Annotated in this window: 22 protein-coding genes and 2 riboswitches; of the genes, 14 read left to right on the forward strand and 8 right to left on the reverse strand. The window is 65.2% G+C overall.

Going from position 1 to position 22,195, the window contains the following annotated elements; translation table 11 throughout:
* Positions 1-132: 132 nt before the first annotated feature.
* From nrdR to EGJ86_RS12600, 13 genes are all read left to right on the forward strand, one after another.
* On the forward strand, positions 133-600 hold the full coding sequence (nrdR, locus tag EGJ86_RS12540; protein ID WP_003243991.1) for a transcriptional regulator NrdR: 468 nt from the start codon (positions 133-135) through the stop codon (positions 598-600).
* Positions 597-1,712, forward strand: coding sequence for a bifunctional diaminohydroxyphosphoribosylaminopyrimidine deaminase/5-amino-6-(5-phosphoribosylamino)uracil reductase RibD (ribD, locus tag EGJ86_RS12545; RefSeq protein WP_125835299.1), 1,116 nt, complete (start codon positions 597-599; stop codon positions 1,710-1,712). Before nrdR ends, ribD begins: the two co-directional genes overlap by 4 nt.
* Before the next feature lie 64 nt (positions 1,713-1,776).
* Positions 1,777-1,931, forward strand: a riboswitch (FMN riboswitch).
* A gap of 126 nt (positions 1,932-2,057) precedes the next feature.
* Positions 2,058-2,720, forward strand: a complete 663-nt coding sequence (locus EGJ86_RS12550; RefSeq protein ID WP_125835300.1) for a riboflavin synthase — start codon at positions 2,058-2,060, stop codon at positions 2,718-2,720.
* 12 nt (positions 2,721-2,732) lie between these two features.
* On the forward strand, positions 2,733-3,812 hold the full coding sequence (gene ribBA / locus EGJ86_RS12555; RefSeq protein ID WP_125835301.1) for a bifunctional 3,4-dihydroxy-2-butanone-4-phosphate synthase/GTP cyclohydrolase II: 1,080 nt from the start codon (positions 2,733-2,735) through the stop codon (positions 3,810-3,812).
* 312 nt (positions 3,813-4,124) lie between these two features.
* The gene (gene ribE, locus EGJ86_RS12560) at positions 4,125-4,601 is read left to right on the forward strand and encodes a 6,7-dimethyl-8-ribityllumazine synthase (protein WP_064495009.1); all 477 of its coding nucleotides are present in this window, start codon (positions 4,125-4,127) and stop codon (positions 4,599-4,601) included.
* Positions 4,598-5,077 (forward strand): transcription antitermination factor NusB, encoded by a 480-nt coding sequence (nusB, locus tag EGJ86_RS12565; protein ID WP_003463208.1) that lies wholly within the window; start codon positions 4,598-4,600, stop codon positions 5,075-5,077. Before ribE ends, nusB begins: the two co-directional genes overlap by 4 nt.
* Positions 5,078-5,227: 150 nt before the next feature.
* Entirely contained in the window at positions 5,228-6,181 is a 954-nt protein-coding gene (thiL, locus tag EGJ86_RS12570; RefSeq protein WP_125835323.1) for a thiamine-phosphate kinase, read from the forward strand.
* Positions 6,182-6,196: 15 nt separating this feature from the next.
* Entirely contained in the window at positions 6,197-6,724 is a 528-nt protein-coding gene (locus EGJ86_RS12575) for a phosphatidylglycerophosphatase A (RefSeq protein ID WP_125835302.1), read from the forward strand.
* Between the two features lie 9 nt (positions 6,725-6,733).
* Positions 6,734-7,468 (forward strand): ABC transporter substrate-binding protein, encoded by a 735-nt coding sequence (locus EGJ86_RS12580; RefSeq protein WP_125835303.1) that lies wholly within the window; start codon positions 6,734-6,736, stop codon positions 7,466-7,468.
* 18 nt (positions 7,469-7,486) lie between these two features.
* Positions 7,487-8,131, forward strand: a complete 645-nt coding sequence (locus EGJ86_RS12585; protein ID WP_125835304.1) for a TIGR02281 family clan AA aspartic protease — start codon at positions 7,487-7,489, stop codon at positions 8,129-8,131.
* 111 nt (positions 8,132-8,242) lie between these two features.
* The gene (ribA, locus tag EGJ86_RS12590; RefSeq protein ID WP_099526297.1) at positions 8,243-8,863 is read left to right on the forward strand and encodes a GTP cyclohydrolase II; all 621 of its coding nucleotides are present in this window, start codon (positions 8,243-8,245) and stop codon (positions 8,861-8,863) included.
* On the forward strand, positions 8,860-9,273 hold the full coding sequence (locus EGJ86_RS12595; RefSeq protein WP_090337664.1) for an MFS transporter: 414 nt from the start codon (positions 8,860-8,862) through the stop codon (positions 9,271-9,273). Before ribA ends, EGJ86_RS12595 begins: the two co-directional genes overlap by 4 nt.
* Positions 9,273-10,067, forward strand: coding sequence for a cobalamin-binding protein (locus EGJ86_RS12600; RefSeq protein WP_125835305.1), 795 nt, complete (start codon positions 9,273-9,275; stop codon positions 10,065-10,067). Before EGJ86_RS12595 ends, EGJ86_RS12600 begins: the two co-directional genes overlap by 1 nt.
* Positions 10,068-10,124: 57 nt before the next feature.
* On the opposite strand, the gene EGJ86_RS12605 is transcribed toward EGJ86_RS12600, so the two are convergent.
* From EGJ86_RS12605 to EGJ86_RS12640, 8 genes are all read right to left on the reverse strand, one after another.
* The gene (locus tag EGJ86_RS12605; RefSeq protein ID WP_125835306.1) at positions 10,125-12,011 is read right to left on the reverse strand and encodes a TonB-dependent receptor domain-containing protein; all 1,887 of its coding nucleotides are present in this window, start codon (positions 12,009-12,011) and stop codon (positions 10,125-10,127) included.
* A gap of 82 nt (positions 12,012-12,093) precedes the next feature.
* A riboswitch (cobalamin riboswitch) is annotated at positions 12,094-12,300 on the reverse strand.
* Positions 12,301-12,372: 72 nt separating this feature from the next.
* Positions 12,373-14,268 carry a 1-deoxy-D-xylulose-5-phosphate synthase gene (gene dxs, locus EGJ86_RS12610; RefSeq protein ID WP_125835307.1) on the reverse strand — a complete coding sequence of 632 codons (1,896 nt, stop codon included), beginning with the start codon at positions 14,266-14,268 and terminating at the stop codon, positions 12,373-12,375.
* 82 nt (positions 14,269-14,350) lie between these two features.
* The gene (locus EGJ86_RS12615) at positions 14,351-15,301 is read right to left on the reverse strand and encodes an alpha/beta fold hydrolase (RefSeq protein ID WP_125835308.1); all 951 of its coding nucleotides are present in this window, start codon (positions 15,299-15,301) and stop codon (positions 14,351-14,353) included.
* 10 nt (positions 15,302-15,311) lie between these two features.
* The gene (locus tag EGJ86_RS12620; protein WP_125835309.1) at positions 15,312-18,584 is read right to left on the reverse strand and encodes a carboxyl transferase domain-containing protein; all 3,273 of its coding nucleotides are present in this window, start codon (positions 18,582-18,584) and stop codon (positions 15,312-15,314) included.
* A gap of 120 nt (positions 18,585-18,704) precedes the next feature.
* Positions 18,705-19,013 carry a DUF2388 domain-containing protein gene (locus tag EGJ86_RS12625; RefSeq protein ID WP_106733431.1) on the reverse strand — a complete coding sequence of 103 codons (309 nt, stop codon included), beginning with the start codon at positions 19,011-19,013 and terminating at the stop codon, positions 18,705-18,707.
* Between the two features lie 7 nt (positions 19,014-19,020).
* Entirely contained in the window at positions 19,021-19,908 is an 888-nt protein-coding gene (gene ispA, locus EGJ86_RS12630) for a (2E,6E)-farnesyl diphosphate synthase (RefSeq protein WP_125835310.1), read from the reverse strand.
* On the reverse strand, positions 19,905-20,147 hold the full coding sequence (locus EGJ86_RS12635; RefSeq protein ID WP_125835311.1) for an exodeoxyribonuclease VII small subunit: 243 nt from the start codon (positions 20,145-20,147) through the stop codon (positions 19,905-19,907). The genes ispA and EGJ86_RS12635 overlap by 4 nt, the downstream gene beginning before the upstream one ends.
* Before the next feature lie 183 nt (positions 20,148-20,330).
* Positions 20,331-21,107 carry a sulfite exporter TauE/SafE family protein gene (locus EGJ86_RS12640; protein WP_125835312.1) on the reverse strand — a complete coding sequence of 259 codons (777 nt, stop codon included), beginning with the start codon at positions 21,105-21,107 and terminating at the stop codon, positions 20,331-20,333.
* A gap of 145 nt (positions 21,108-21,252) precedes the next feature.
* Here EGJ86_RS12640 and pcaQ point away from each other — a divergent pair, with 145 nt between their 5' ends.
* Positions 21,253-22,185 (forward strand): pca operon transcription factor PcaQ, encoded by a 933-nt coding sequence (gene pcaQ, locus EGJ86_RS12645; RefSeq protein ID WP_125835313.1) that lies wholly within the window; start codon positions 21,253-21,255, stop codon positions 22,183-22,185.
* The last annotated feature ends 10 nt before the right edge of the window (positions 22,186-22,195 follow it).

Consider the following 22,195-nt stretch of genomic DNA (forward strand, 5'->3'; position numbering starts at 1 on the left):
CTCTTGGAGGGGCATGGGCATAGCTTAATTTGTCTTGCCGCCGTAAGCAGGCGATCTCAAGGCTCCTTACATTTTTCAATGGCGTGCTATGCGCTACCATGGCGACTTTGCCGCCATTCGTCAGCCCTCACCATGCATTGTCCGTTCTGCGCTGCCAACGACACCAAGGTCATCGATTCCCGTCTGGTCGCCGAGGGCGACCAGGTCCGCCGCCGCCGCGAATGCGTGGCCTGCGGTGAGCGCTTCACCACCTTCGAAACCGCCGAACTGGTGATGCCGCGCCTGATCAAGCAGGACGGCAGCCGCCAGCCTTTCGACGAAGAAAAGCTGCGCGCCGGCATGCAGCGTGCGCTGGAAAAACGCCCGGTGAGCGTCGAGCGCCTGGAGGAAGCCATCGCCCGTATCAAGCAGCAGCTGCGCGCCACTGGTGAGCGCGAGGTGAAGTCGCTGGTGCTGGGTGAGTTGGTGATGACCGAACTGAGCAAGCTCGACGAGGTGGCCTATATCCGCTTCGCCTCGGTCTACCGCCGCTTCCAGGACCTCAACGAATTCCGCGAGGAAATCGAACGCCTGGCCCGCGAGCCGTCGAAAAGCCGATGAGCGAACGCGACCAATTCTTCATGGCGCGCGCCCTGCGGCTGGCGCGCAAAGGCCTGTACTCCACCCATCCCAATCCACGAGTCGGCTGCGTCATCGTGCGTGATGGCGAGATCGTCGGCGAAGGCTGGCATGCCCGTGCCGGTGAGCCGCACGCCGAGGTGCACGCACTGCGCCAGGCCGGCGACAAGGCGCGTGGCGCCACGGCGTACGTGACACTGGAGCCCTGCAGCCATCATGGGCGCACGCCGCCCTGCGCCGATGCGCTGGTTGCCGCCGGTGTCAGCCGCGTCGTTGCAGCGATGCAGGACCCCAACCCGCAGGTGGCCGGCAGTGGCCTGCTGCGCCTGGCCCAAGCCGGTATCGAGGTGGCCAGTGGCGTGCTGGAAAGCGAGGCGCGAGCGCTCAATGCCGGTTTCATCAAGCGGATGGAGAGCGGGCTGCCGTTTGTGCGGGTCAAGTCGGCGATGAGCCTGGATGGCCGCACTGCCATGGCCAGCGGTGAGAGCCAGTGGATCACTGGCCCGGCGGCGCGCGCGGAGGTGCAGCGTTTACGCGCGCAGTCCAGCGTGGTGCTCAGTGGTGCCGACACCGTGCTGGCGGACGATGCCCGGCTGACGGTACGTCCCGACGAGCTGGGATTGGGGGTCGAAGCCACTTTCATGGCTGCTTCGCGACCACCGCTGCGGGTGTTGGTCGATGGTCGTCTACGCGTGCCGCTGAGCAAAGCCTTCTTCCAGGCCGGTCCGGCGCTGGTGGCCACCTGTGCGGCTGCCGCCGCCCGTGATCGCTATCTGGCCGATGGTCACGAACTGCTCGCCGTGCCGGGCAGCAATGGTCACGTCGACTTGCGCAAGTTGCTGCTGGAGCTGGCCGGCCGTGGCGTCAACGAAGTGCTGGTGGAAGCCGGGCCGCGTCTGGCCGGCGCCTTCGCCCGTTCTGGCTTGGTGGACGAGTACCGCATCTTCGTCGCGCCCAAGCTGCTCGGCTCCAGTGCCCGGCCGCTGTTCGAATTGCCGCTCAACCGCATGGTCGAAGCGCCGGAGTTGCAGATTCTCGATATTCGCGCCGTCGGCGACGACTGGCAGATCACCGCGGTGCCCAAGGCCAGATAGCGCACGGGCCATGCGTCGCGGCGATAAATGTGATAAAACGCCACGCGGTCATTTCACATGGCCGCAACGTTCTCAGGGCGGGGCGAAATTCCCCACCGGCGGTGATGGTTCGTAGAACCTAGCCCGCGAGCGCTCGCCCCGGCACCTGCCAGGCGAGGTCCAGCAGACCCGGTGTGATTCCGGGGCCGACGGTATAGTCCGGATAAAGAGAGAGCGGGATTCCCTCCACGGGCGCCTCGTGCGTGTCCGCGAAATCCCTATCGATCGGCATTGCCCTGTTTTTGACCAAAACAGGAGTTCGTCCATGCTGTTCAGCACCACCTTCAACGTGAAACCGGAGGGCTTATGTTCACCGGCATAATCGAAGCCATCGGCAGTATCCGCGCCATGACGCCGAAAGGCGGCGACGTGCGCGTTTACGTGGCCACCGGAAAACTCGACCTGGGCGACGTCAAGCTCGGCGATAGCATCGCCGTCAACGGCATCTGCCTGACCGCTGTGGAATTGCCCGGCGACGGCTTCTGGGCCGACGTCAGCCGCGAGACGCTGGCGCGCACCGCCTTCGTCGACCTCAAGCCCGGCAGCGCCGTCAATCTGGAAACGGCCCTGACGCCCACCAGTCGCCTCGGCGGCCATCTGGTCAGCGGTCACGTAGACGGTGTCGGCGAGATCGTCTCGCGCGCCGATAACGCCCGCGCCGTGCAGTTCACGGTGCGCGCCCCGCGCGAGCTGGCCAAGTACATCGCGCACAAGGGTTCGATCACCGTCGATGGCACCAGCCTGACCGTCAACGCGGTCAATGGCGCCGAATTCGAGCTGACCATCGTGCCGCACACCCTGGCCGAGACCATCATGGTCGACTATCAGGCCGGGCGTAAGGTCAACCTCGAGGTCGACCTGCTGGCGCGTTACCTGGAGCGCCTGCTGCTCGGCGACAAGGCTGCAGAGCCCAAGGCCTCGGGCCTCACCGAAAGCTTTCTCGCCGAACACGGCTACCTGAAGAATTGAGGAGACGCCCCGATGGCGCTCAATACCGCTGAAGAACTGATCGAAGACATCCGCGCCGGCAAGATGGTCATCCTCATGGATGACGAAGACCGCGAGAACGAAGGCGACATCATCATCGCCTCCGAATGCGTCACCGCCGAGCACATCAACTTCATGGCCCGCTTCGCCCGTGGCCTGATCTGCATGCCCATGACCCGTGAGCGCTGTGAGCTGCTCAAGCTGCCGCTGATGGCGCCGCGCAACGGTTCCGGTTTCGGCACCAAGTTCACCGTCTCCATCGAGGCGGCCGAAGGTGTGACCACCGGCATCTCCGCTGCCGACCGCGCACGCACCGTGCAGGCTGCAGTAGCGCGCAATGCGGTGGCCGAGGATATCGTCAGCCCTGGCCACATCTTCCCGCTGATGGCCCAGCCCGGCGGCGTGCTGGCCCGTGCCGGCCACACCGAAGCGGCCTGCGACCTGGCGCGTATGGGTGGTTTCGAGCCGAGCGGGGTGATCTGCGAGATCATGAACGACGACGGCACCATGGCCCGTCGTCCGGAGCTGGAGGCCTTCGCCGAGCTGCACGGCCTGAAGATCGGCACCATTGCCGACCTGATCCACTACCGCCTGATCCACGAGCGTACCGTCGAGCGCATCAGCGAGCAGCCGCTGGACACCGAGTTGGGTCAGTTCAATCTGGTGACCTACCGTGACGGCGTCGAGGACACCGCGCACATGGCGCTGACCCTGGGCACCATCTGCGCCGAAGAGCCGACCCTGGTGCGCGTGCACAACATGGACCCGCTGCGCGACCTGTTCATGGTCAATCAGCCGGGCCGCTGGAGCATGCGTGCTGCCATGGCGGAAGTGGCCAAGGCCGGTAGCGGCGTGGTGCTGCTGCTCGGCAATCCGCTGACCGGGCCGGAGCTGCTGGCACTGATCAGCCGCCAGCAGCCAGCCAAACCGGCGACCTACAGCACCGTAGGCGCGGGCTCGCAGATTCTGCGCGACCTCGGCGTGCGCAAGATGCGCCTGATGAGCTCGCCGATGAAGTTCAACGCGATATCCGGCTTCGATCTCGAAGTTGTAGAATACCTGCCGGCTGATTAAAAGCGGCCCGAAGGGCCAAAGCTGATGACCCTCTCCCTCTGGGAGACGACTGCATGGATGCAGGAGGTAGGGCGACGCAGGATGCCAAAGCCGAGGGTGCCCGGAGGGCGGGAGAGGGTGTTATGGCCAACGCCTAACCCTTTCCCCCGGCCCCTCTCCCACAAGTGGGAGAGGGGAGCTAAAGCACGTAGCCCGGATGAAATCCGGGAAGATCGGCACAGTGGCCCCGGATTGCATCCGGGCTACGCTGAGCACGAATTTTATTTTCGGAGCGCAAGGCGCTCCGGCTCTTTAACCCATGTGAGACCTGTCATGACCCTGAAGACCATCGAAGGTACCTTCATCGCCCCGAAGGGCAAATACGCCCTGGTGGTAGGCCGTTTCAACAGCTTCGTCGTCGAGAGCCTGGTCAGTGGCGCCGTCGACGCCCTGGTACGCCACGGCGTGAGCGAGAGCGAGATCACCATCATCCGTGCACCGGGTGCTTTCGAGATTCCTCTGGTCACCCAGAAGGTGGCTCAGCGTGGTGAATACGCGGCGATCATCGCCCTCGGCGCGGTCATCCGTGGCGGCACCCCGCACTTCGAATACGTCGCCGGCGAGTGCACCAAGGGTCTGGCCCAGGTCTCCATGGAATATGGCGTACCGGTCGCCTTCGGCGTGCTGACTGTCGACTCCATCGAGCAAGCCATCGAACGTTCCGGCACCAAGGCAGGTAACAAGGGTGCCGAAGCTGCGCTGTCTGCCCTGGAAATGGTCAGCCTGCTGGCGCAGTTGGAGGCCAAGTGAGCAACTCCGGTAACGGCCAGCCGGCCAAGAAGGGGCCCAGCGGCAAGATTCTCGCACGCCGTGAGGCCCGTACCCTGGCCATGCAGGCGCTGTATTCCTGGCACATTGCCGGGCAGCCGCTGAACGAGATCGAAGCGCAGTTTCGTGTCGACAACGATTTCAGCAAGGTCGATGGCGCTTACTTCCACGAAATTCTGCACGGCGTGCCGCGACAGAAGACCGAGCTGGACGAGGCCTTCACGCCGCTGCTCGATCGCCCGCTGGAAGAGATCGATCCGGTCGAGCTGGCCATCCTGCGCCTGTCCACCTACGAGCTGAAGAACCGCGTTGATGTGCCCTACAAGGTAGTGATCAACGAAGGTATCGAGCTGGCCAAGGTGTTCGGTGCCACTGACGGGCACAAGTTCGTCAACGGCATCCTCGACAAGCTCGCGCCCAAGCTGCGTGCGGCCGAAGTCAACGCCAACAAACGTTGAGGCCTATGGGGATGCTTGATTCACGATCTTGCGAGCTAGAGCCGTGCAAGGCAAAAGCAGTCGAGGAAGCGCAGTGTGCTGTAGCACATGAGCATTCCGAGTCTGCTTTTAACGCAGCAAGGCCGACGCGCAGCAGATCGTTGCTTGCCCGTGAATGAGTTCGAGCTGATCCGTCGCTATTTCGCCGCCGCCCGTTGCGCTCAGGGTGGTGACGGCGTGGTTAGCGGTATCGGCGATGACTGCGCCCTGCTGGCGTTGCCAGCGGGTGAGCAGTTGGCGGTGTCCACCGATACGCTGGTTGCCGGGGTTCACTTTCCCGACGCCTGCGATGCCTTTCTTCTCGGTCAGCGTGCGCTGGCCGTCTCTGCCAGTGACCTGGCTGCCATGGGCGCTACGCCGCTGGCCTTTACTCTCGCGCTTACCTTGCCGAACGCCAGTGAAACCTGGTTGGCCGAGTTCGCGCGTGGCCTGCAGCAGATGGCCGAGAACTGCTCGCTGGCGTTGGTCGGTGGCGACACCACGCGTGGCCCGCTGAGCCTGACGCTGACCGTGTTCGGCCGTGTGCCGGCCGGGCAGGCACTGTTGCGCAGCGGTGCGCAGGTGGGTGATCTGCTGTGCGTGGGTGGCGAGCTGGGTGACGCTGCTGGCGCCCTGCCGCTGGTATTAGCCCAGCGTGATGCAATGCCTGAAGTCGCCGAGCCTTTGCTGGCTCGTTACTGGTCGCCGCAACCGCAACTGGCCCTGGGGCAGGCACTGCGCGGCCGAGCCACGGCAGCACTGGATATTTCCGACGGCCTGCTCGCTGACTGCGGGCATATCGCCAACGCCTCGCAGGTCGCCCTGCGCATTGAGCTGGCGCGCGTGCCGCTGTCCGTAGCGCTGCGCGCCTTTGCCGGTGAAGAGCAGGCGCGGGTCTGCGCGCTCGGTGGTGGCGATGATTACCGCCTGGCCTTTACCCTACCGCCAGCGCTGCTCGCCGACATTCAGCGTGACTGGCCTGAAGTCCGAGTTATCGGCCGTGTGCTGAACGGCACCGGGGTGCAACTGCTGGATGCCAACGGCCAGCCAATCGAGCCGCCGCGCGGCGGCGATCAACATTTCTGACAGGACGGAGTGCGTGTGACCGATCACCCCAGCCAGGTTCCCGCCGAATACGTACCGCCCTCGGTGTGGCGCAATCCGTGGCACTTCATCGCCTTCGGCTTCGGTTCCGGCACGCTGCCCAAGGCGCCGGGTACCTGGGGCTCGCTGGTGGCGCTGCCGTTCGTGCCGCTGTGGCAGATGCTGCCGGACTGGGGCTACTGGCTGCTGCTCGGGGTCACCATGCTGTTCGGCTTCTGGCTGTGCGGCAAGGTCGCCGACGACCTACGCGTGCACGACCATGAAGGTATCGTCTGGGACGAAATGGTCGGCATGTGGATCACCCTCTGGCTGGTGCCCGAGGGTTGGGTCTGGTTGTTGCTAGGCTTTCTCATGTTTCGTCTGTTCGACATCGTCAAGCCCTGGCCGATTCGCTGGATCGATCGCCACGTACACGGCGGTGTTGGCATCATGCTCGATGACATCATCGCCGGGGTCTTCGCCTGGTTGGCCATGCAGGGGCTGGTCTGGGCGTGGGCCAACTACGGAGCAGGGCTGGGTTTCTAAGGAGTGGGCATGCGCATGAGGCAAGTCTGGCTGGGCGCGCTGCTGATGCTGTGCGCTCTGGGCGGCGCTCAGGCTCAGAGCGAGCTGCCAGGTGAAATACGTCTGGCCAGTGAGATCTGGGAGGCCTATACCGAAGCCGACGGTACCGGCCTGGGCTGGGACGTCATGCGCAAGGTGTTCGAGCCGGCGGGGGTGCGTTTGAGCATCCACAGCGTGCCTTACACCCGCTCGATCGGGTTGGTACAGCGTGACGAGGCCGATGCCTGGGTCGGGTCCTATCGTGACGAGGTCGAGGGGCAGGTGTTCTACCCCACGCATCACTATGATCGAGATCAGATCGTCGCTCTCAGCCTCAAGGACAAACCCGTGCCGCCCCTCGACAGCCTGGGCAAGTACCGGCTGGTCTGGGTGCGGGGCTACGGTTACGAGGAATATCTGCCGAATGTGCACGACTACCGGGAAGTGCAGCGGCGTAGCGGTATCCTCGGCATGCTCGACCTGGGCCACGCAGATTTCTATATCGATGCGCGCCCCGAGGTCGACTATGTGCTGAGCCTGACTGGTAAGCCGCAGCAGTATCGCGCGACGGATCTCACGCAACTGCCGCTCTATCTCGGCTTTGCCGATACGCCACGTGGGCATGCCCTGGCCGAACTCTTCGATCGGCGCATGACGCAACTGATTGCCAGCGGTGAATTGCGACCGATCTTCGCCCACTGGCGCCAGCCCTATCCCTTCGACTAAGCCGGGAGACTTTCACACATGCAGCTTCGTTACTGTCTCGCCGTGCTGGCGCTGCTGGGTGCAAGTTCCTGCTGGGCGGCCTCTCAGGTTCAGGTGGTTGGCCTGTTTCCCGGCGCTGCGGTGGTCAATGTCGATGGCCAGCGCAAGCTGGTGCGGGTCGGCCAGACCGGTCCGGGCGGGGTAGAGGTGGTCAGCGTCGACAAGCAGGGGGCGGTGCTGCGTGTCGAGGGTGTCGAGCGCGCCTATCCACTGAGTCGGGAATACAGTGCCGGTTTTGCCGAACCAGTAAGAAAGCGCCTGAGTATCGCCAAGGGTATTGGTGGCCACTATTGGGTCGTCGGGTCGGTCAACGGCCAGACGGTGCAGTTTCTAGTGGATACCGGTGCCACCTCGGTGGCTCTTAATGACGCGCATGCCCGGCGCCTAGGTATCGATTATCGAGTCAGTGGCCGGCCTCTACAGGTCAACACCGCCAGTGGTGTCGCTCGTGGCTGGCGCGTGATGCTTGACCGGGTCAAGGTCGGCGATCTCGAGGTGCTCGGCGTCGAGGCCGTGGTGTTGGAGGGTGGCGCGCCCGCCGAAGCCTTGCTCGGCATGAGCTTCATGGGGCGGGTGGGCTGGCGCGAAGAACAAGGCATGCTGGTGCTCGAATCCAAGCTTTGAGGTTGCCATTGACCGTTTCGATACTGATGATCGGCAATTCTGACTGACCCGCCAGCGGGGGCTGCTGATACAATGCCGGCCCTGTTTCGTACTCATTGCTAGGAGTATCCGGTGTCCGTCGTGTTCGTCGCCGCCTCCCAACTGCCCACGCCCTTCGGTGTGTTCACCATGCATGGTTTCCTCGATGAGGTTACCGGCAAGGAACATGTCGCCCTGACCTTCGGCAATGTTGCCGACGGTGCACCGGTGCTAGGGCGTCTGCACTCCGAATGCCTGACCGGCGACGCGCTGTTCAGCCTGCGTTGTGACTGTGGTGCCCAGCTGCAGGCCGCGCTGCAGGCCATCGCCAACGAAGGTCGCGGCGTGCTGCTGTATCTGCGTCAGGAGGGCCGGGGCATTGGTCTGCTGAACAAGATCCGCGCCTATGAGCTCCAGGACGGTGGCGCCGATACCGTGGAAGCCAACGAGCGCCTGGGTTTCGGCGCTGACCAGCGTGATTACGCCATCTGCCTGCCGATGCTCGAGCACCTGGGCATTCACAGCCTCAAGCTGATGACCAATAACCCGCGCAAGGTCAAGGCGCTGGGTGACATGGGCATCGCCGTGGATCACCGTGTGCCGTTGCAGATTGCACACAACCCCTACAACAAGCGCTACCTCGCCACCAAGGCCGGCAAGCTCGGTCATATGCTGGGCAACCAGCATCAGGGTGAGACCGAGGAGCGCCTGTGACCCGAGGCCAGGTAAAGCGGCGCCTTGCGCTGGCCTGGTGGCGTCAACTGGGCGTGGCGCTGGCGCCCTTGTTCATGTTCAACCTGCTGTTCGGCGGTGGCGGGCACACGGTCATGAGCATGCCGATGTTCATTGCTGGCCTGGCCTCTATGTTCGTCAGCCTGCCGCTGTTCTCTGCCTACAAGCACGCCCTTATCGCCACCCAGAAAGCCCTCGATAGTGACGAGGAACCCGCCGCCTGGCTGGAGTTGGATCGTGTGCGTCTGCGCGCCCTGCTTGGCGCTGCGCTGCCTGCGTGGATCGCCGCGTTGGCAGTCCTTGCTGGCCTCGAGGCGATCCCGCTGGTTCTGCTGGCGCTGTCGTCCATCGTGCTGCACAGCCTCTACCGCATACCCCGCCAGTTGGGTTGATGCGCACGCTGCTGCTCGCGCTTTGCCTGCTGGCGTTGCCGCTGTCAGCTGCCGAACGGGTAATCAGCCTGGCACCCTCGCTCAGTGAAATCATGCTCGACCTGGATGCTGCTGATCTGCTGGTCGGCGTGCTCGAAGGCGATGAGCGTCCCGCCGCGCTGTCGCACCTGCCCACTGTTGGTCGTTATGGTCAGCTGGAATTCGAGCGACTGCTGCAACTGGCGCCGGATCTGATCCTTATCGCACCTGGCAGCGTGCCGCCGGCGCAACAAGCGCAGTTGCAGCGTTTCGGTATCGACTTGCTGATCGTCGAGCCGCAGCGCCTTGACCAGCTCGGCGACGCCTTTGTGCATATTGGTGAGCGAGTGGGCCGGACGGAGCAGGGCGAGCGGCTGGCGGCTGAGTTTCGCGCCGAGCTGCACGCGCTGCGCCAGCGCTACCAGCGTGAGCATCCCCTGACGGTGTTCTATCAGGTCTGGCATCAACCGCTTTACACCATCGGTGGCGAACAATTGATAGGTGACGCCTTGCAGGTGTGCGGCGCGCGCAACCTGTTCGCCGATCTGCCGCAGCCGGCGCCACAGGTCAGTGTGGAGGCTGTGCTGGCGCGTGACCCGGACGTGATACTCGGCGGCAGCAATGCCGAGCTGAGCGCCTGGCAAGCCTGGCCGCAGTTACATGCCGTGCGGCTGAAACAGGTCTGGGCGGTGCCGGACAAGGGCCTGGAGCGGCCCAGCCGGCAGATGCTGGGTGCCATCAAACAGTTGTGTGAGCGGATGGCGGGGGGGCGGTAGCCCCCTCAGGTTGTGTGCACCCTACAGCGGTCGTAGGGTGCGCCGTGCGCACCAAGCTCAGAGTTGCGGCGTCCAGGTCAGCGAGAGCATTGCGCTGCGGCCTTCTTCGCGGTAGCCGTAATAGCTCACGCTGCTGAAGAACGGATCATCCGGTCGACTGTAAAGGGCCTGGGAATAGTCCTTGTCTAGCAGGTTGTCGACCTTGACCTGCCAAAGCAGTTCCTCGTCCATCTGCCAGCTCGCGCGTACGCCCAGCAGGCCGTAGCCGGCGATCTCGCGGTTGTTGGCGGCATCATCGTAGCGGCCGGAGAATGTCTGCCAGGTCATGCCGGCGGCGAACGCGCCGAACTGACGATCCAGGTCCAGGCTCAGGCTGCGCTTGGCGCGGCGCGGCAGGATATGGCCACTACTGCGGTCACGCGGGTCGAGTAGACTGGCGCCGAGGGCCACATGCCAGCCCAGCAGCTCGCGTTCGACACTCAACTCCAGGCCCTGCAGGCGCGCCTTGTTGACGTTCATTGGCGTGCTGAAGAAGGTAACCGGGTCGCTGACTACTGTGATCAGGTCCTCAACCTCGGTCCGGTAGGCCGACAGGCTCCAACGCGTATCCATGTGATCACCGCGCAGTTGAGCTTCGTAGGTTTTCGAGCGCTCCGGGGCAAGATCCGGGTTACCACCGTAGAACGAACTGGTCGGGAAGTAGAGGTCGTTGAAGGTCGGTGCATGGAAGCCCTCGCCATAGCTCAGCACTAGCTCCAGGCGTTCGGCCAGGTCCAGACTCAGCGCAGCATTCCAGGTGTTCTCACTGCCGAACTGCTGGTTGTCGTCGTGGCGCAAGCCCAGTTCGGTGGCGAAACCGTTGCCGCGATAGCGGTGCTGGGCGAAGGCTGCCCGGTTCCAGCGTTTGCTTTGGCTGAAGTCACTGTCGCTACCCAAGCGGTCCTCGTACCAGTCGAGGCCAAGTAGCACCTGGTGAGCGTCACCAAACCGCAGAGTGTTAAGCCAGCCGGCACTGTCGCGGTAGGTGTTGTAGGCGTAGTTGTTGTCGGCATTCAGCGGGTCGCGGTTTTCGCTCTTGTCCTCGCTATGACCGAGCTCCAGGCGGCTGCTCCAGTCTTTGGCGAGTTGCGCTTCGAGATGGCCGGCAATGCTGGAGACGCTGAAGCGTTCGCTGGGGTTGCCCGGATCGAAACTGAACAGGTCGTCGTACTCGCTCTCGCCATGTTGCTCGAGCAGGCTCAGGCCTCCCTTGAGACGGTCGTTGAAGCGATGATCGAGGTTTAGGTTGAAGGCCTTGCGGCGCAGGCCATCGTGGTCGTTGTCGTAACCACGGCCATCTTGGGAGCGGTCGAAGCCGGCGCGTTCGACCAGGCTTGCGCCGAGATCGAAGCGGGTGCGCTGGTCACCGCCGGACATGCCTAGGCTACGCTCGAAGGTCTGTTGGCTGCCGGCGGCCAGGCGTAGGCGCGGCTGCAGGCGATCCTCGCCGCGCCGAGTGAAGATCTGGACCACTCCGCCAATGGCGTCGGAGCCGTAAAGCGCCGAGCGGGCGCCGCGCACGACCTCGATACGCTCGATTTGATCGGGGCTGAGAAACTCCAGACGGGCCAGACCGCTGGCAGCAGCATTCAGACGTACGCCATCTACCAGCACTAGGGTCTGGTTGGCGTTGGCGCCACGTAGGAACAGACTGGTGAGGCTGCCGCGACCGCCGCTTTGTACGATAGACACACCGGGCACGCGGCTGAGTAGGTCGGGCACGCTACTGACCTGCAGACGTTCGATGTCGTCCCGCTCGAACACCGTGGTAGCCGCGGTAGCCTGCGCTTGCGGTTCGGCCAGGCGCCCGGAGGTGACGACCAGCGGCTCGGCCACGTAGGGCTCGGCGGCCAGCGAGAGACCTGGCATGACGGCGATGGCCAGAGCCAGACGGGACAGTTTCATTTTCTTTCCTCAACGGGCGGCAGACGGTCGAGGAGGGCAGGCGCAAGCGCAGGACGGCGCTTGACCGTGCTGCCCTCCGCAACACCAGTCGCACCGCCTTGGCCGGTCTCCGGGCTCTCGACCCGCGTCCGCCTTCCCAGGCAGAGCCCAGTGGCTGTTGGACGTGGCGCACGCTCAGCGCGTGCAGTCGATTACCGTTGCGGGGGCAGCGTCGGCATTGCTCGTGACGAGCGCACCGACTTCCCGTTTAACACTGCTTGCGCAGCGCACCCTGGCGGAACATGAATGGCGCGCACCTTAGTGCGCACGCATATGAATCACAAGCAAGCGCCGCTCATATAGCGATGAGCGGGCTTCATGCTCAGGCCTGAAGCAAACTCAGACGCTCACGTACCGCGCGTTCGATGCCTGCTTCGTCGAGACCGCACTCGGCGAGCATCTGGCTGGGCTTGGCGTGCTCGACGTAGTAGTCGGGCAGGCCCAGGTGCAGCATCGACATCTGGATGTTCTCGGCGGCGAAGAATTCGCTGACCGCGCTACCGGCGCCGCCCATGATGCTGTTTTCTTCGATGGTCACCAGCAGCGTGTGGCTACCTGCCAGTTCGCGCAGCAGGGCTTCGTCCAGCGGTTTGACGAAGCGCATGTCGACCACTGTGGCATCCAGCGTTTCACCCACGCGCAGGGCTTCGGCCAGTTGCACGCCGAAGGCCAGCAGGGCGACGTCCTTGCCCTGGCGGCGTATCACCGCCTTGCCAATTTCCAGCGGCTCCAGGCCGGCATCGAGCGCTGCATTGGGGCCGGTGCCACGCGGGTAGCGCACCGCTGCCGGGCCGTCGAACAGGTGGCCGGTGGTGAGCATGCGGCGCATCTCGTTCTCGTCGCTCGGCGTCATCACCAGCATGCCGGGGATGCAGCGCAGGTAAGACAGGTCGAAGCTGCCTGCATGGGTCGGACCGTCTTCGCCGACCAGACCGGCACGGTCGATGGCGAACAGCACGTCGAGGTGCTGCACGGCCACGTCGTGAATCAGTTGGTCATAGGCGCGCTGGAGGAAGGTGGAGTAGATCGCCACCACCGGTTTGGCACCTTCGCAGGCCATGCCGGCGGCCAGGGTCACGGCGTGCTGCTCGGCAATCGCCACGTCGAAGTAGCGCTCGGGGAAGCGCTCGCTGAACGCCACCAGATCCGAGCCTTCCTTCATCGCCGGGGTAATGCCGACCAGGCGCGCGTCCTGCTCGGCCATGTCGCACAGCCACTGACCGAACACGTTGGAGTATTTCGGCCCGCTGAGCTTCTTGGGTGCAGCGACAGGCGTTACCGGCTCCAGCTTGGTGATGGCGTGGTAGCCGATGGGGTCGACCTCGGCCGGGGCGAAGCCCTTGCCCTTCTTGGTCACCACATGGAGGAACTGCGGACCGTCGAGGTCGCGCATATTGCGCAGGGTGGCGAGCAGGGTGGGCAGGTCGTGGCCGTCGATGGGGCCGACGTAGTTCCAGCCCAGCTCCTCGAACAGGGTGCCGGGTACCAGCATGCCTTTGGCGTGCTCCTCGACCTTGCGCGCTATTTCCCAGGCGCCAGGCAAGCGCGAGAGGATCTTCTTGCTGCCCTCGCGCATGCTGGCGTAGGTGCGGCTGGAGATGATCTTGGCCAGGTAGTTGGACAGGCCGCCGACATTCTTGGAGATCGACATGTCGTTGTCGTTGAGGATCACCAGCATGTTGGCGCCGACGTCGGTGGCGTGGTTGAGCGCCTCGAAGGCCATGCCGGCGGTCAGTGCGCCGTCGCCGATCACCGCCACGCTCTTGCGCTTCTCGCCTTTCAGACGGGCGGCGATGGCCATGCCCAGTGCCGCGCTGATGCTGGTGCTGGAGTGGCCGACGCCGAAGGTGTCGTACTCGCTCTCGACGCGCCGTGGGAAGGCGGCCAGGCCGTCCTTCTGGCGCAGGCTGCCCATGCGCTCGCGACGACCGGTGAGGATCTTGTGCGGGTAGGCCTGATGGCCGACGTCCCACACCAGACGGTCATCGGGGGTGTCGAAGACGTAATGCAGGGCGATGGTCAGCTCGATCACGCCGAGGCCGGCACCGAAGTGCCCGCCGCTCTGGCCAACGCTGTAGAGCAGGTATTGGCGCAGTTCGTCAGCGAGGGTTTCCAGGTCCGCTTCGGCCAGGCGGCGCAGTTCGTCGGGCGTGTTGGCGCTGTCGAGCAGCGGCGTCAACGGGCGCTCGCGGGGGATCTCGTGGAAAGTGGTCGGCATCAGGCGAATCGTTATAGGTGTAAAAGATGCGGCAGTTTACCTGATGCCAGGAAAACAGCCCAATCCGCTGTCCATCTCGCCGTTACCGGTAGTTTCGCGCTAGGAAATCCAGCAGCAGTACGCTGATCCGTTCACCGCATTCGGCCTGCAGCCAGTGGCCGGCGCCGGGCAGGTCGTGGCGTTCCAGGTGCGGCACCTTGTCGCCCATGCGTTTCAGCGTCGGCGCCTCGAAGCGGCCGACCGGGTCGTGCTCGCCGAGCAGGAACAGCGTTGGCTGCGTGATCTGCAGACCCGCCAGATGCTCGCTGCGTTGCCAGTTGCGCTCGAAGTTGCGGTACCAGTTCAGCGCGCCGCGAAAACCGTGGCGCTCGAAGGTGCGCAGGTAGTGGGCGAACATCGCCTCGTTGCACCAGGGCGGCAGCGGCAGGTCATCCGGCATGCCGTCGAACAGCCGCGCATCGGCCGGCTTGTCCGTCGCCAGCAAGGCATCGCCGAGGCCGCCTAGCAGCAGGCGCAGGCTACGGCCGATATCCTCGTCCAGCTCGGCCTCGGCCAGCCCCGGTTGCTGGAAGTAGAGGATGTAGTGAAAGCGCCCGGCGTAGGCTTCGCGCATCATCTCGATGGCCGGGCGTTTCGGCCTGCCGCCGAAGGGCACCGACAACGCGCCGAGCGCCTTGACTCGCTGCGGCTCCAGTAGCGCCAGGTGCCAGGCCACTGGTGCGCCCCAGTCGTGGCCGACCACCGCCACCTCGCGCTGGCCGAGCTTGTCCATCGCCGCCTGGATATCGCCGCACAGGGTGAGCAGGTCATAGGCCGCCGGATCTGCCGGCGCGCTGCTGGCGCCGTAGCCGCGCATCTCCGGGGCGAACACCCGGTAGCCGGCGGCGGCCAGCGCCTCGATCTGCGGGTGCCAGGCGTACCAGCATTCGGGAAAGCCATGCAGCAGCCACACCGGCTTGCCATGCTCCGGGCCGGCGCTGTAGAGGCTGAGTTCGATGCCGTTGACGGCGAGCAGGCGGTGATAGATATGCATGGAGATGTCCTTACCAGGTGTCGACGAAGGGACGTTTCTTGCCGTCGCGCCGGGGCGAACGCGGCGCCGCATTGAGGCCGCGCAGCAGCCAGGCGCGGCTGTCGGCTGGGTCGATCACGGCGTCGATCTCCAGATAGCTGGCCATGTTCAGCGCCTTGCCGTTGTCGTAGGCCTTGGCCACCAGCTTGTCGAACAGCGCCTGGCGCGCGGTCTCGTCTGGCTGGGCCGCCAGCTCCTTGGCAAAACCCAGGCGCACCGCGCCTTCCAGGCCCATGGCACCGAATTCGCCACTGGGCCAGGCAGCGGTGAACAGCGGCGAGTGGAAGCTGCCGGCGGCCATGGCCTGGGCGCCGAGGCCGTAGCCCTTGCGCAGCACCAGGGTGAAGAAGGGCACCGTGAGGCTGGCGGCGGTGACGAACAGGCGCGAGACGTGGCGCACCGTGGCCTGTTTCTCCGCGTCCGGGCCGACCATGAAACCGGGGGTGTCGCACAGCGAGACGATGGGCAGGTCATGCGCCTCGCACAGTTGCAGGAAGCGCGCGGCCTTGTCGCCGGCCACGGCATCGATGGCGCCACCCAGGTGCGCGGGGTTGTTGGCGATCAGCCCGAACGGTTTGCCCTCGATGCGGATCAACGCGGTGATCAGGCCGGGGGCGAACTGCCTGCGCAGCTCCAGCACGCTGCCGTGATCGGCCAGCAGCTCGATCACCTGGCGGATGTCGTACACGCGTAGGCGATTTTCCGGGATCACATGGCGCAGCTCTCGGGTGTCGCTGCACTGCCAGTCGCTCAGCGGGCCCTGGAAATAGCCCAGGTATTGCTTGGCCACGGCGACCGCTTCGGCTTCGTCCTCCACCAGCACGTCGATCACCCCGTTGGGGCCTTGCACGCTGGTCGGGCCGACCTGCTCGGGGGTGAAGCTGCCGAGGCCGCCACCTTCGATCATCGCCGGGCCAGCCATACCGATGCTGGCATTGCGGGTGGCGATGATCACGTCGCAGCAGCCGAGCAGCGCGGCGTTGCCGGCGACGCAGCGGCCGGAGACCAGGCCCACCGTCGGCACCAGGCCGGAGAGTTTGGCCATGGCGACGAAAGTGTGGCAGTCCAGCCCGGCCACGCCGACGAAATCGGTATCGCCTGGTCGGCCACCGCCGCCTTCGGCGAACAGCACCACCGGCAGGCGCCATTGCTCGGCCAGGGCCAGCATGCGGTCGGTCTTCTTGTGGTTCATCACGCCCTGGGTGCCGGCGAACACCGTGTAGTCGTAGGCGATGGCCATGCAGCGCGCAGCATCGCTGCCGAAGCTCGCGGCGTTCACCGTGCCGATGCCGGCGACCAGGCCATCGGCCGGGCTCAGCTCCAGTAGTTCCTCGGGCGAACGTCGACGGCGCTGGGCGGCCAGGGCCATGGCGCCGTATTCGATAAAGCTGTCGGCATCGAGCAAGTCCGTGAGGTTTTCCCTAACCGTGCGCTGGTCGGTCTTGCGCCTTTTCGCCACGGCCTCGGGGCGACGCGCATCGGTCAGGCGGGCATGGCGCTCCAGTACCTCGGCCAGATCGTCGCGGATATGCGCCAGGTCGACCGCCTGCTCGCCGTGGGCGTCGAGATCATGCACCTCGGCCGGTTCCAGAAACGCCAGCGCCTGGCCCTCACCGATGGCGTCACCGGGGGCCACGGCTAACGCGCGGACGATACCGCTGTGCTCGGCCTTGACCTCGAACTCCATCTTCATCGCTTCCAGCACAGCGATGACTTGGCCGGCGGCCACGGCATCGCCATCGGCCACCGCCAAGCTGACCAGCACGCCAGCGCTGGGGGCGCTCAGGGCCAGGGTGCCAGGCGGCGCGTCGACAGTGGCCTTGGCGCTGTGCAACGCGGCGTCAGCGGCGAAGTAGCGATGTGGATGGGCTTGTTCGCGGGCAGCCAGCAACTCGCTCAGATGCCGCTCTACGTAGGTGGTGTCGACCTGATTGGCGATCACCTCGTCGCGCTGCAACAGGTTCTGCAGCAGATACAGGTTGCTCGCCACACCGTCGAGGCGAAACTCGCACAGACCCCGATAGGCACGGCGTAGAGCGCTGGGATAATCGCTGGCGCTGGCGATCAGCTTGGCGATCAGCGAGTCGTAGGCCGGGCTGACGACGTAGCCGGCATAGCCGCAGCCATCCACACGCAGGCCCGGGCCGGAGGGCGGTTGATAGGCGCCGAGCACGCCACTGGCCGGGCGGGCGCTGCCATCGGCGAGCAGGGTCTCCAGATTCAGGCGTACCTGCACGGCATAGCCTTTGGTCGCCGGTGACGTGAGCAGCTTCAGCTCGGCAAGGCTTTTGCCGGCGGCCAGGTGCAGTTGCGTGTGCAGCAGGTCGACGCCGGTGACCTGCTCGGTGACGGTGTGCTCCACCTGCACGCGCGGGTTGGCTTCCATGAAGTAGAAGTGCCCCGGCTGGTCGAGGTCGAGCAGAAACTCGAAGGTGCCGATGCCGCGATATTTCACCTCGGCCGCCAGGCGCAGGGCGCTGGCGATGATGGCGTCACGGGTGGCCGCATCCAGCTCGGGGCTGGGGGCGATCTCCACCAGCTTCTGGTGGCGGCGTTGCAGGCTGCAGTCGCGCTCCCACAGGTGGCTGACCGCGCCGCTGCCGTCACCGAGCACCTGCACTTCGATATGCCGGGCGCGGCGCACGCGCTTCTCCACGTACAGCGCGCCGCTGCCGAAGGCGCCCTGAGCCTCGGAGGCGCAGCGGGCGAAGGCCTCGGCCAACTGCGCCGGATCGTCCAATGCACGCATGCCGCGCCCGCCGCCACCGGCCAGGGCCTTGAGCATCACGCTGCCGTGCTCGGCGAGAAAGGCGCCGGCCTGCTCCAGCGTCACCGCCTGGTTGATACCGGGCACCAGCGGTACGTTGCAGCGCGCGGCGAGATCACGGGCGGCGGCCTTGTCGCCAAACAGTTGCAGCGTCTCGGGCGTTGGCCCTACGAAGGTCAGCCCAGCGGCCTGGCAACGGCGGGCGAATTCGGCGTTCTCGGCGAGAAACCCGTAGCCGGGGTGGATGGCCGTGCAGCCCTGCTCACGGGCGATGGCAATGAGCTGATCCATGTCCAGGTAGGCCGCGGCACCGCGACCGACCAGCGCCACGGCCAGGTCGGCCTTGCGCGTGTGCAGGCAGGAGGTGTCGTCCTCGGCATACACCGCGACACTGCGGATGCCGAGGTCGGCGCAGGCCTGGGCGATGCGAATGGCGATCTCGCCACGGTTGGCGATCAGCAGGGCAGGGAAGGGCATGGCGGCTCCGGACATCTTGTCGTTATGGAGCCATCTTAGGTGGCTGGTGGCCGGGGTAAAGCAAGCCTTATGTGGCGATCATGCCGACATAGATTGGAGTGATGGCGCGAGTGGCTCGGGTCAGCGCAATGAGGCGATGGCCTGTGCCAAGTGCATGTCGCTTGTGCCGGCATCTGGATGGTCACGGCGGTACTGCCGCAGCGCACTTTCCAGCCGTGCGCCTCGAATATCGCCGGCCGAGGCGACATAGGCCAGGGCATCGTCACGGGCGCTCTGGTAGGCGCGCAGTGAATTGCTGGTGGAGGCGGTGATACCGGCGGTACCGAGGCTGCTGCCCACGGTGAAGTGGTCGCTGGAGTTGCCTTGCCCGTCCATGCCCCAGGCCTGGCTGGCGCTGAGCATAACGAGCAGGACAAGGGCTCGCTTCATGCGTCGCTCAGCTGCGCCGCTCGACGATGTAACGGGCCAGCTCGCGCAGCGGTTCGGCGCTGTTGCCGAACGGGCGCAGCACGTGCAGGGCCTGGTCGCGCAGTTCCAAAGCGTAGTCCTTGGCAGCGTCGAGGCCGAGCAGGGCGGGGTAGGTGGGCTTGTCGTGGGCTTCGTCCTTGCCCTGGGTCTTGCCCAAGGTGGCGGTATCGCTTTCCACATCGAGGATGTCGTCCTGCACCTGAAAGGCCAGGCCGATGGCGCGGGCGTATTGCAGCAGGGCCTTGAGTGCCAGTTCGTCGGTGCTGCCGCTGGCCAGGGCACCGAGCGCCACGCTGGCCTCGATCAAGGCGCCGGTCTTGTGCCGGTGCATGACTTCCAGCGCCTGCTGGTCGAGTTGCAGGCCAACCGAGCCAAGGTCGATGGCCTGGCCGCCGACCATGCCGGCCGGGCCTGCAGCCTGGCTCAGCAGTTCGATCATCTGCAGGCGCGTCTCGGCATCCTGCGGGTTGCGTCGGCGGTCGGCGAGTACGCCGAAGGCCAGGCTTTGCAGAGCGTCGCCGGCAAGGATTGCACTCGCTTCATCGAAGGCCTTGTGCGTGGTCGGCTGGCCGCGACGCAGGTCGTCGTCGTCCATCGCCGGCAGGTCGTCATGCACCAGCGAGTAGGCGTGAATCAGCTCCACCGCGCAGGCCGCGCCATCGGCACGTTCGAGATCACCTTCGAGAGTTTCGCAGGCGGTGTAGACCAGCAGCGGACGTATGCGCTTGCCGCCATTCATGACGCTGTAGCGCATGGCCTGGTAGAGCCGTTCGAGTTCTGTGCGCGGTGCTTGGAACAGCTGTTCCAGAGCGGTATCGACGCGGGTCTGGCAGCGTTTCTGGTACGCCGCGATCATGCGGACTCGTCCGTATCGAAGGGGGCGGGCTGCAACTCACCATCGCGCTCCAGCAGGATCTGCACCTTCTGCTCGGCCTGAGCCAGCGCGGCCTGGCATTCGCGGGTCAGGCCGATGCCCTGCTCGAAGGCGGTCAGGGAGTCTTCCAGCGACAGCTCGCCGCTCTCCAGGCGCTCGACCAGAGTCTGCAACTCGGCGAGGGAGTGTTCGAAGTCGGGAGCGGCTTTCTTGCGGGCCATGGTGCGGGTTCTCGCTGATTCTGGAACGGGCGCGACACTAGCAGAGCCGCGCCACTCGGGCAAATCAGCGGGCTTGAGAGGCGCTTGTAAGAGCTGCTGGGCGGCTTCCGTTTTATCCGCGATGCTGTCCAGGCACCCACCGGCAATCGCGGCTGAAGCCGCTCCTACACAGGAGTCGCTTTATTACGCCGAGAAGTAGGTGTTCCAGAAGTAGTACAGCGTCATCGTGCTGCCGACCAGAATGACGAAGCTGCGCAGCAACGCAGGCGCTAATTTCTCGCCCAGTGCGCCGCCGAAATAACCGCCGATGGTGGCGCCGGTAAGCAGGATGGCCAGCTCGTACCAGCTGACCCGGCCGGCGATGACGAAGGTCAGTGTGGCGATGCTGTAGATGACTGCCGAAATCAGGTTCTTCAGGGCGTTGGCGCGGGCCAGCGGGTGGCCTTCGATGGAGAACGCGGCGAGCTGCAGAATACCCATGCCGGCGCCGAAGTAACCGCCGTAGATCGAAACGCCGATATGCGCGCCCAGCGACAGTGGCGTATGCGGCGGATGTGCGGATGCCTTGTTCTTGCGCCGCTCGGCCAGCCAGCGTCCCAGCCATGGGCTGGCGGCAAATAGCGCAGTGGCGGCCAGCAACAGCCATGGGATCAACACGCGGAACACATCGTCGCCGCCGGCCAGCAGCAACAGGCCGCCGAGCAGACCGCCGGCCAGGCCGGCCAACAGCAGTGGAAGCAGATAACGACCCAGCGGCCGCAATGAGGCGCGCGCTGCCCAGGCACCGGCCAGGCTGGCCGGCCACAGGGCCACTGCGTTGGTGGCATTGGCCGTCACCGGTGGCAGGCCGGCGGCGAGCAGCGCAGGGAAGGAGAAGAAGGTGCCGCCGCCAGCCAGGGCGTTCATGCCCCCAGCGGCGAAACCGGCGAGGGCCAGCAGCAGTAGATCGAACAGGGACATCGGGCAGGCTCGCACAAAAAAGGTGCAGCATAGAGCTGACCCTTCGGTCAGCCAAGTGCGACCAAAGTGAAGAACCTGCCAATTGTCGTCTGTGCCAGGCCTATGCTTTGCGGCATCATCGCAGCACCTGTATTCGGTACCCGCGATGAACATCGACACCCGTATCAAATTCCGTCACCTGCTGTGCTTTCTCGAGATCGCCCGCCAGCGCAGTTTCGCCAAGGCGGCCGATGCCCTGGCGGTGAGCCAGCCAGCGATTTCCAAGACGCTCAAGGAGCTGGAGGAGATCCTCGAGGCCAGTCTGTTCGAGCGGGGCAAGAGCGGGGTGAGTCTGACCGCTGCCGGGGTGGCCTTCATGCGTTACGCCGGCCCCTGCGTGCAGGCGCTGCGTGATGGCGTGAACAGCCTGCGCGAAGGCGAGCACGAGGCTGGGCAGGTGCGCGTGGGCGTGCTGTCTACCGTCGAGAGCCTGCTGATTCCTGAGGTGGCCGGGCGCCTGCACCAGCGTCATGCGGCGCTGGTGGTCAGCGTCGCCACCGGGCCTGGTGCCTATCTCTTGAGTCAGTTACGCGTCGGCGAGCTGGATCTGGTGATCGGCCGCATGACCGACAGCCCGGACATCCAGGGCCTGACGTTCGAGCACCTGTACAGCGAATCGATGACCCTGGTGGTACGCCCGGGGCATCCGTTGCTGGCTGCCGGAGAGGAGGCGCTGGGGCGGTTGGGTGATTACCCGTTGGTATTGCCGACCACCGGCACCACCATCCGCAAGCATGCCGACAGCCTCTTCGTGCAATGCGGGGTGACGCCGTCGCGGCAGCGTCTGGAAACCCTCTCGCCGGCCTTGAGTCGGCGCTACGTCCTGTGCAGCGATGCGCTATGGGTGGCGCCGCAGGACGGCGTATGCCTGGACGTGCGACGCGGCGAGCTGGTCGAGTTGCAACTGCCGGTGCGTGAGCCTGGTGGCTCGGTAGGCATATGCCGTAACAGTGCGCTGGGCCTGTCACTGGCGGGGGAGCGCTTCTGCGATGTGCTACGCGAGGTGGCGCAGGCCTACCGCGAGGGCGCTTTTCCATAACCATTTGGTT

The sequence above is a fragment of the Pseudomonas sp. o96-267 genome (assembly GCF_003935465.1).
GTDB lineage: Bacteria > Pseudomonadota > Gammaproteobacteria > Pseudomonadales > Pseudomonadaceae > Aquipseudomonas > Aquipseudomonas sediminis.

Coding starts and splice junctions, on each gene's coding strand:
- nrdR (WP_003243991.1), top strand. CDS start 133: ATGCATTGTCCGTTCTGCGCTGCCAACGACACCAAGGTCATCGATTCC.
- ribD (WP_125835299.1), top strand. CDS start 597: ATGAGCGAACGCGACCAATTCTTCATGGCGCGCGCCCTGCGGCTGGCG.
- EGJ86_RS12550 (WP_125835300.1), top strand. CDS start 2,058: ATGTTCACCGGCATAATCGAAGCCATCGGCAGTATCCGCGCCATGACG.
- ribBA (WP_125835301.1), top strand. CDS start 2,733: ATGGCGCTCAATACCGCTGAAGAACTGATCGAAGACATCCGCGCCGGC.
- ribE (WP_064495009.1), top strand. CDS start 4,125: ATGACCCTGAAGACCATCGAAGGTACCTTCATCGCCCCGAAGGGCAAA.
- EGJ86_RS12580 (WP_125835303.1), top strand. CDS start 6,734: ATGCGCATGAGGCAAGTCTGGCTGGGCGCGCTGCTGATGCTGTGCGCT.
- EGJ86_RS12585 (WP_125835304.1), top strand. CDS start 7,487: ATGCAGCTTCGTTACTGTCTCGCCGTGCTGGCGCTGCTGGGTGCAAGT.
- EGJ86_RS12600 (WP_125835305.1), top strand. CDS start 9,273: ATGCGCACGCTGCTGCTCGCGCTTTGCCTGCTGGCGTTGCCGCTGTCA.
- EGJ86_RS12605 (WP_125835306.1), bottom strand. CDS start 12,011: ATGAAACTGTCCCGTCTGGCTCTGGCCATCGCCGTCATGCCAGGTCTC.
- dxs (WP_125835307.1), bottom strand. CDS start 14,268: ATGCCGACCACTTTCCACGAGATCCCCCGCGAGCGCCCGTTGACGCCG.
- EGJ86_RS12615 (WP_125835308.1), bottom strand. CDS start 15,301: ATGCATATCTATCACCGCCTGCTCGCCGTCAACGGCATCGAACTCAGC.
- EGJ86_RS12620 (WP_125835309.1), bottom strand. CDS start 18,584: ATGCCCTTCCCTGCCCTGCTGATCGCCAACCGTGGCGAGATCGCCATT.
- EGJ86_RS12625 (WP_106733431.1), bottom strand. CDS start 19,013: ATGAAGCGAGCCCTTGTCCTGCTCGTTATGCTCAGCGCCAGCCAGGCC.
- ispA (WP_125835310.1), bottom strand. CDS start 19,908: ATGATCGCGGCGTACCAGAAACGCTGCCAGACCCGCGTCGATACCGCT.
- EGJ86_RS12635 (WP_125835311.1), bottom strand. CDS start 20,147: ATGGCCCGCAAGAAAGCCGCTCCCGACTTCGAACACTCCCTCGCCGAG.
- EGJ86_RS12640 (WP_125835312.1), bottom strand. CDS start 21,107: ATGTCCCTGTTCGATCTACTGCTGCTGGCCCTCGCCGGTTTCGCCGCT.
- pcaQ (WP_125835313.1), top strand. CDS start 21,253: ATGAACATCGACACCCGTATCAAATTCCGTCACCTGCTGTGCTTTCTC.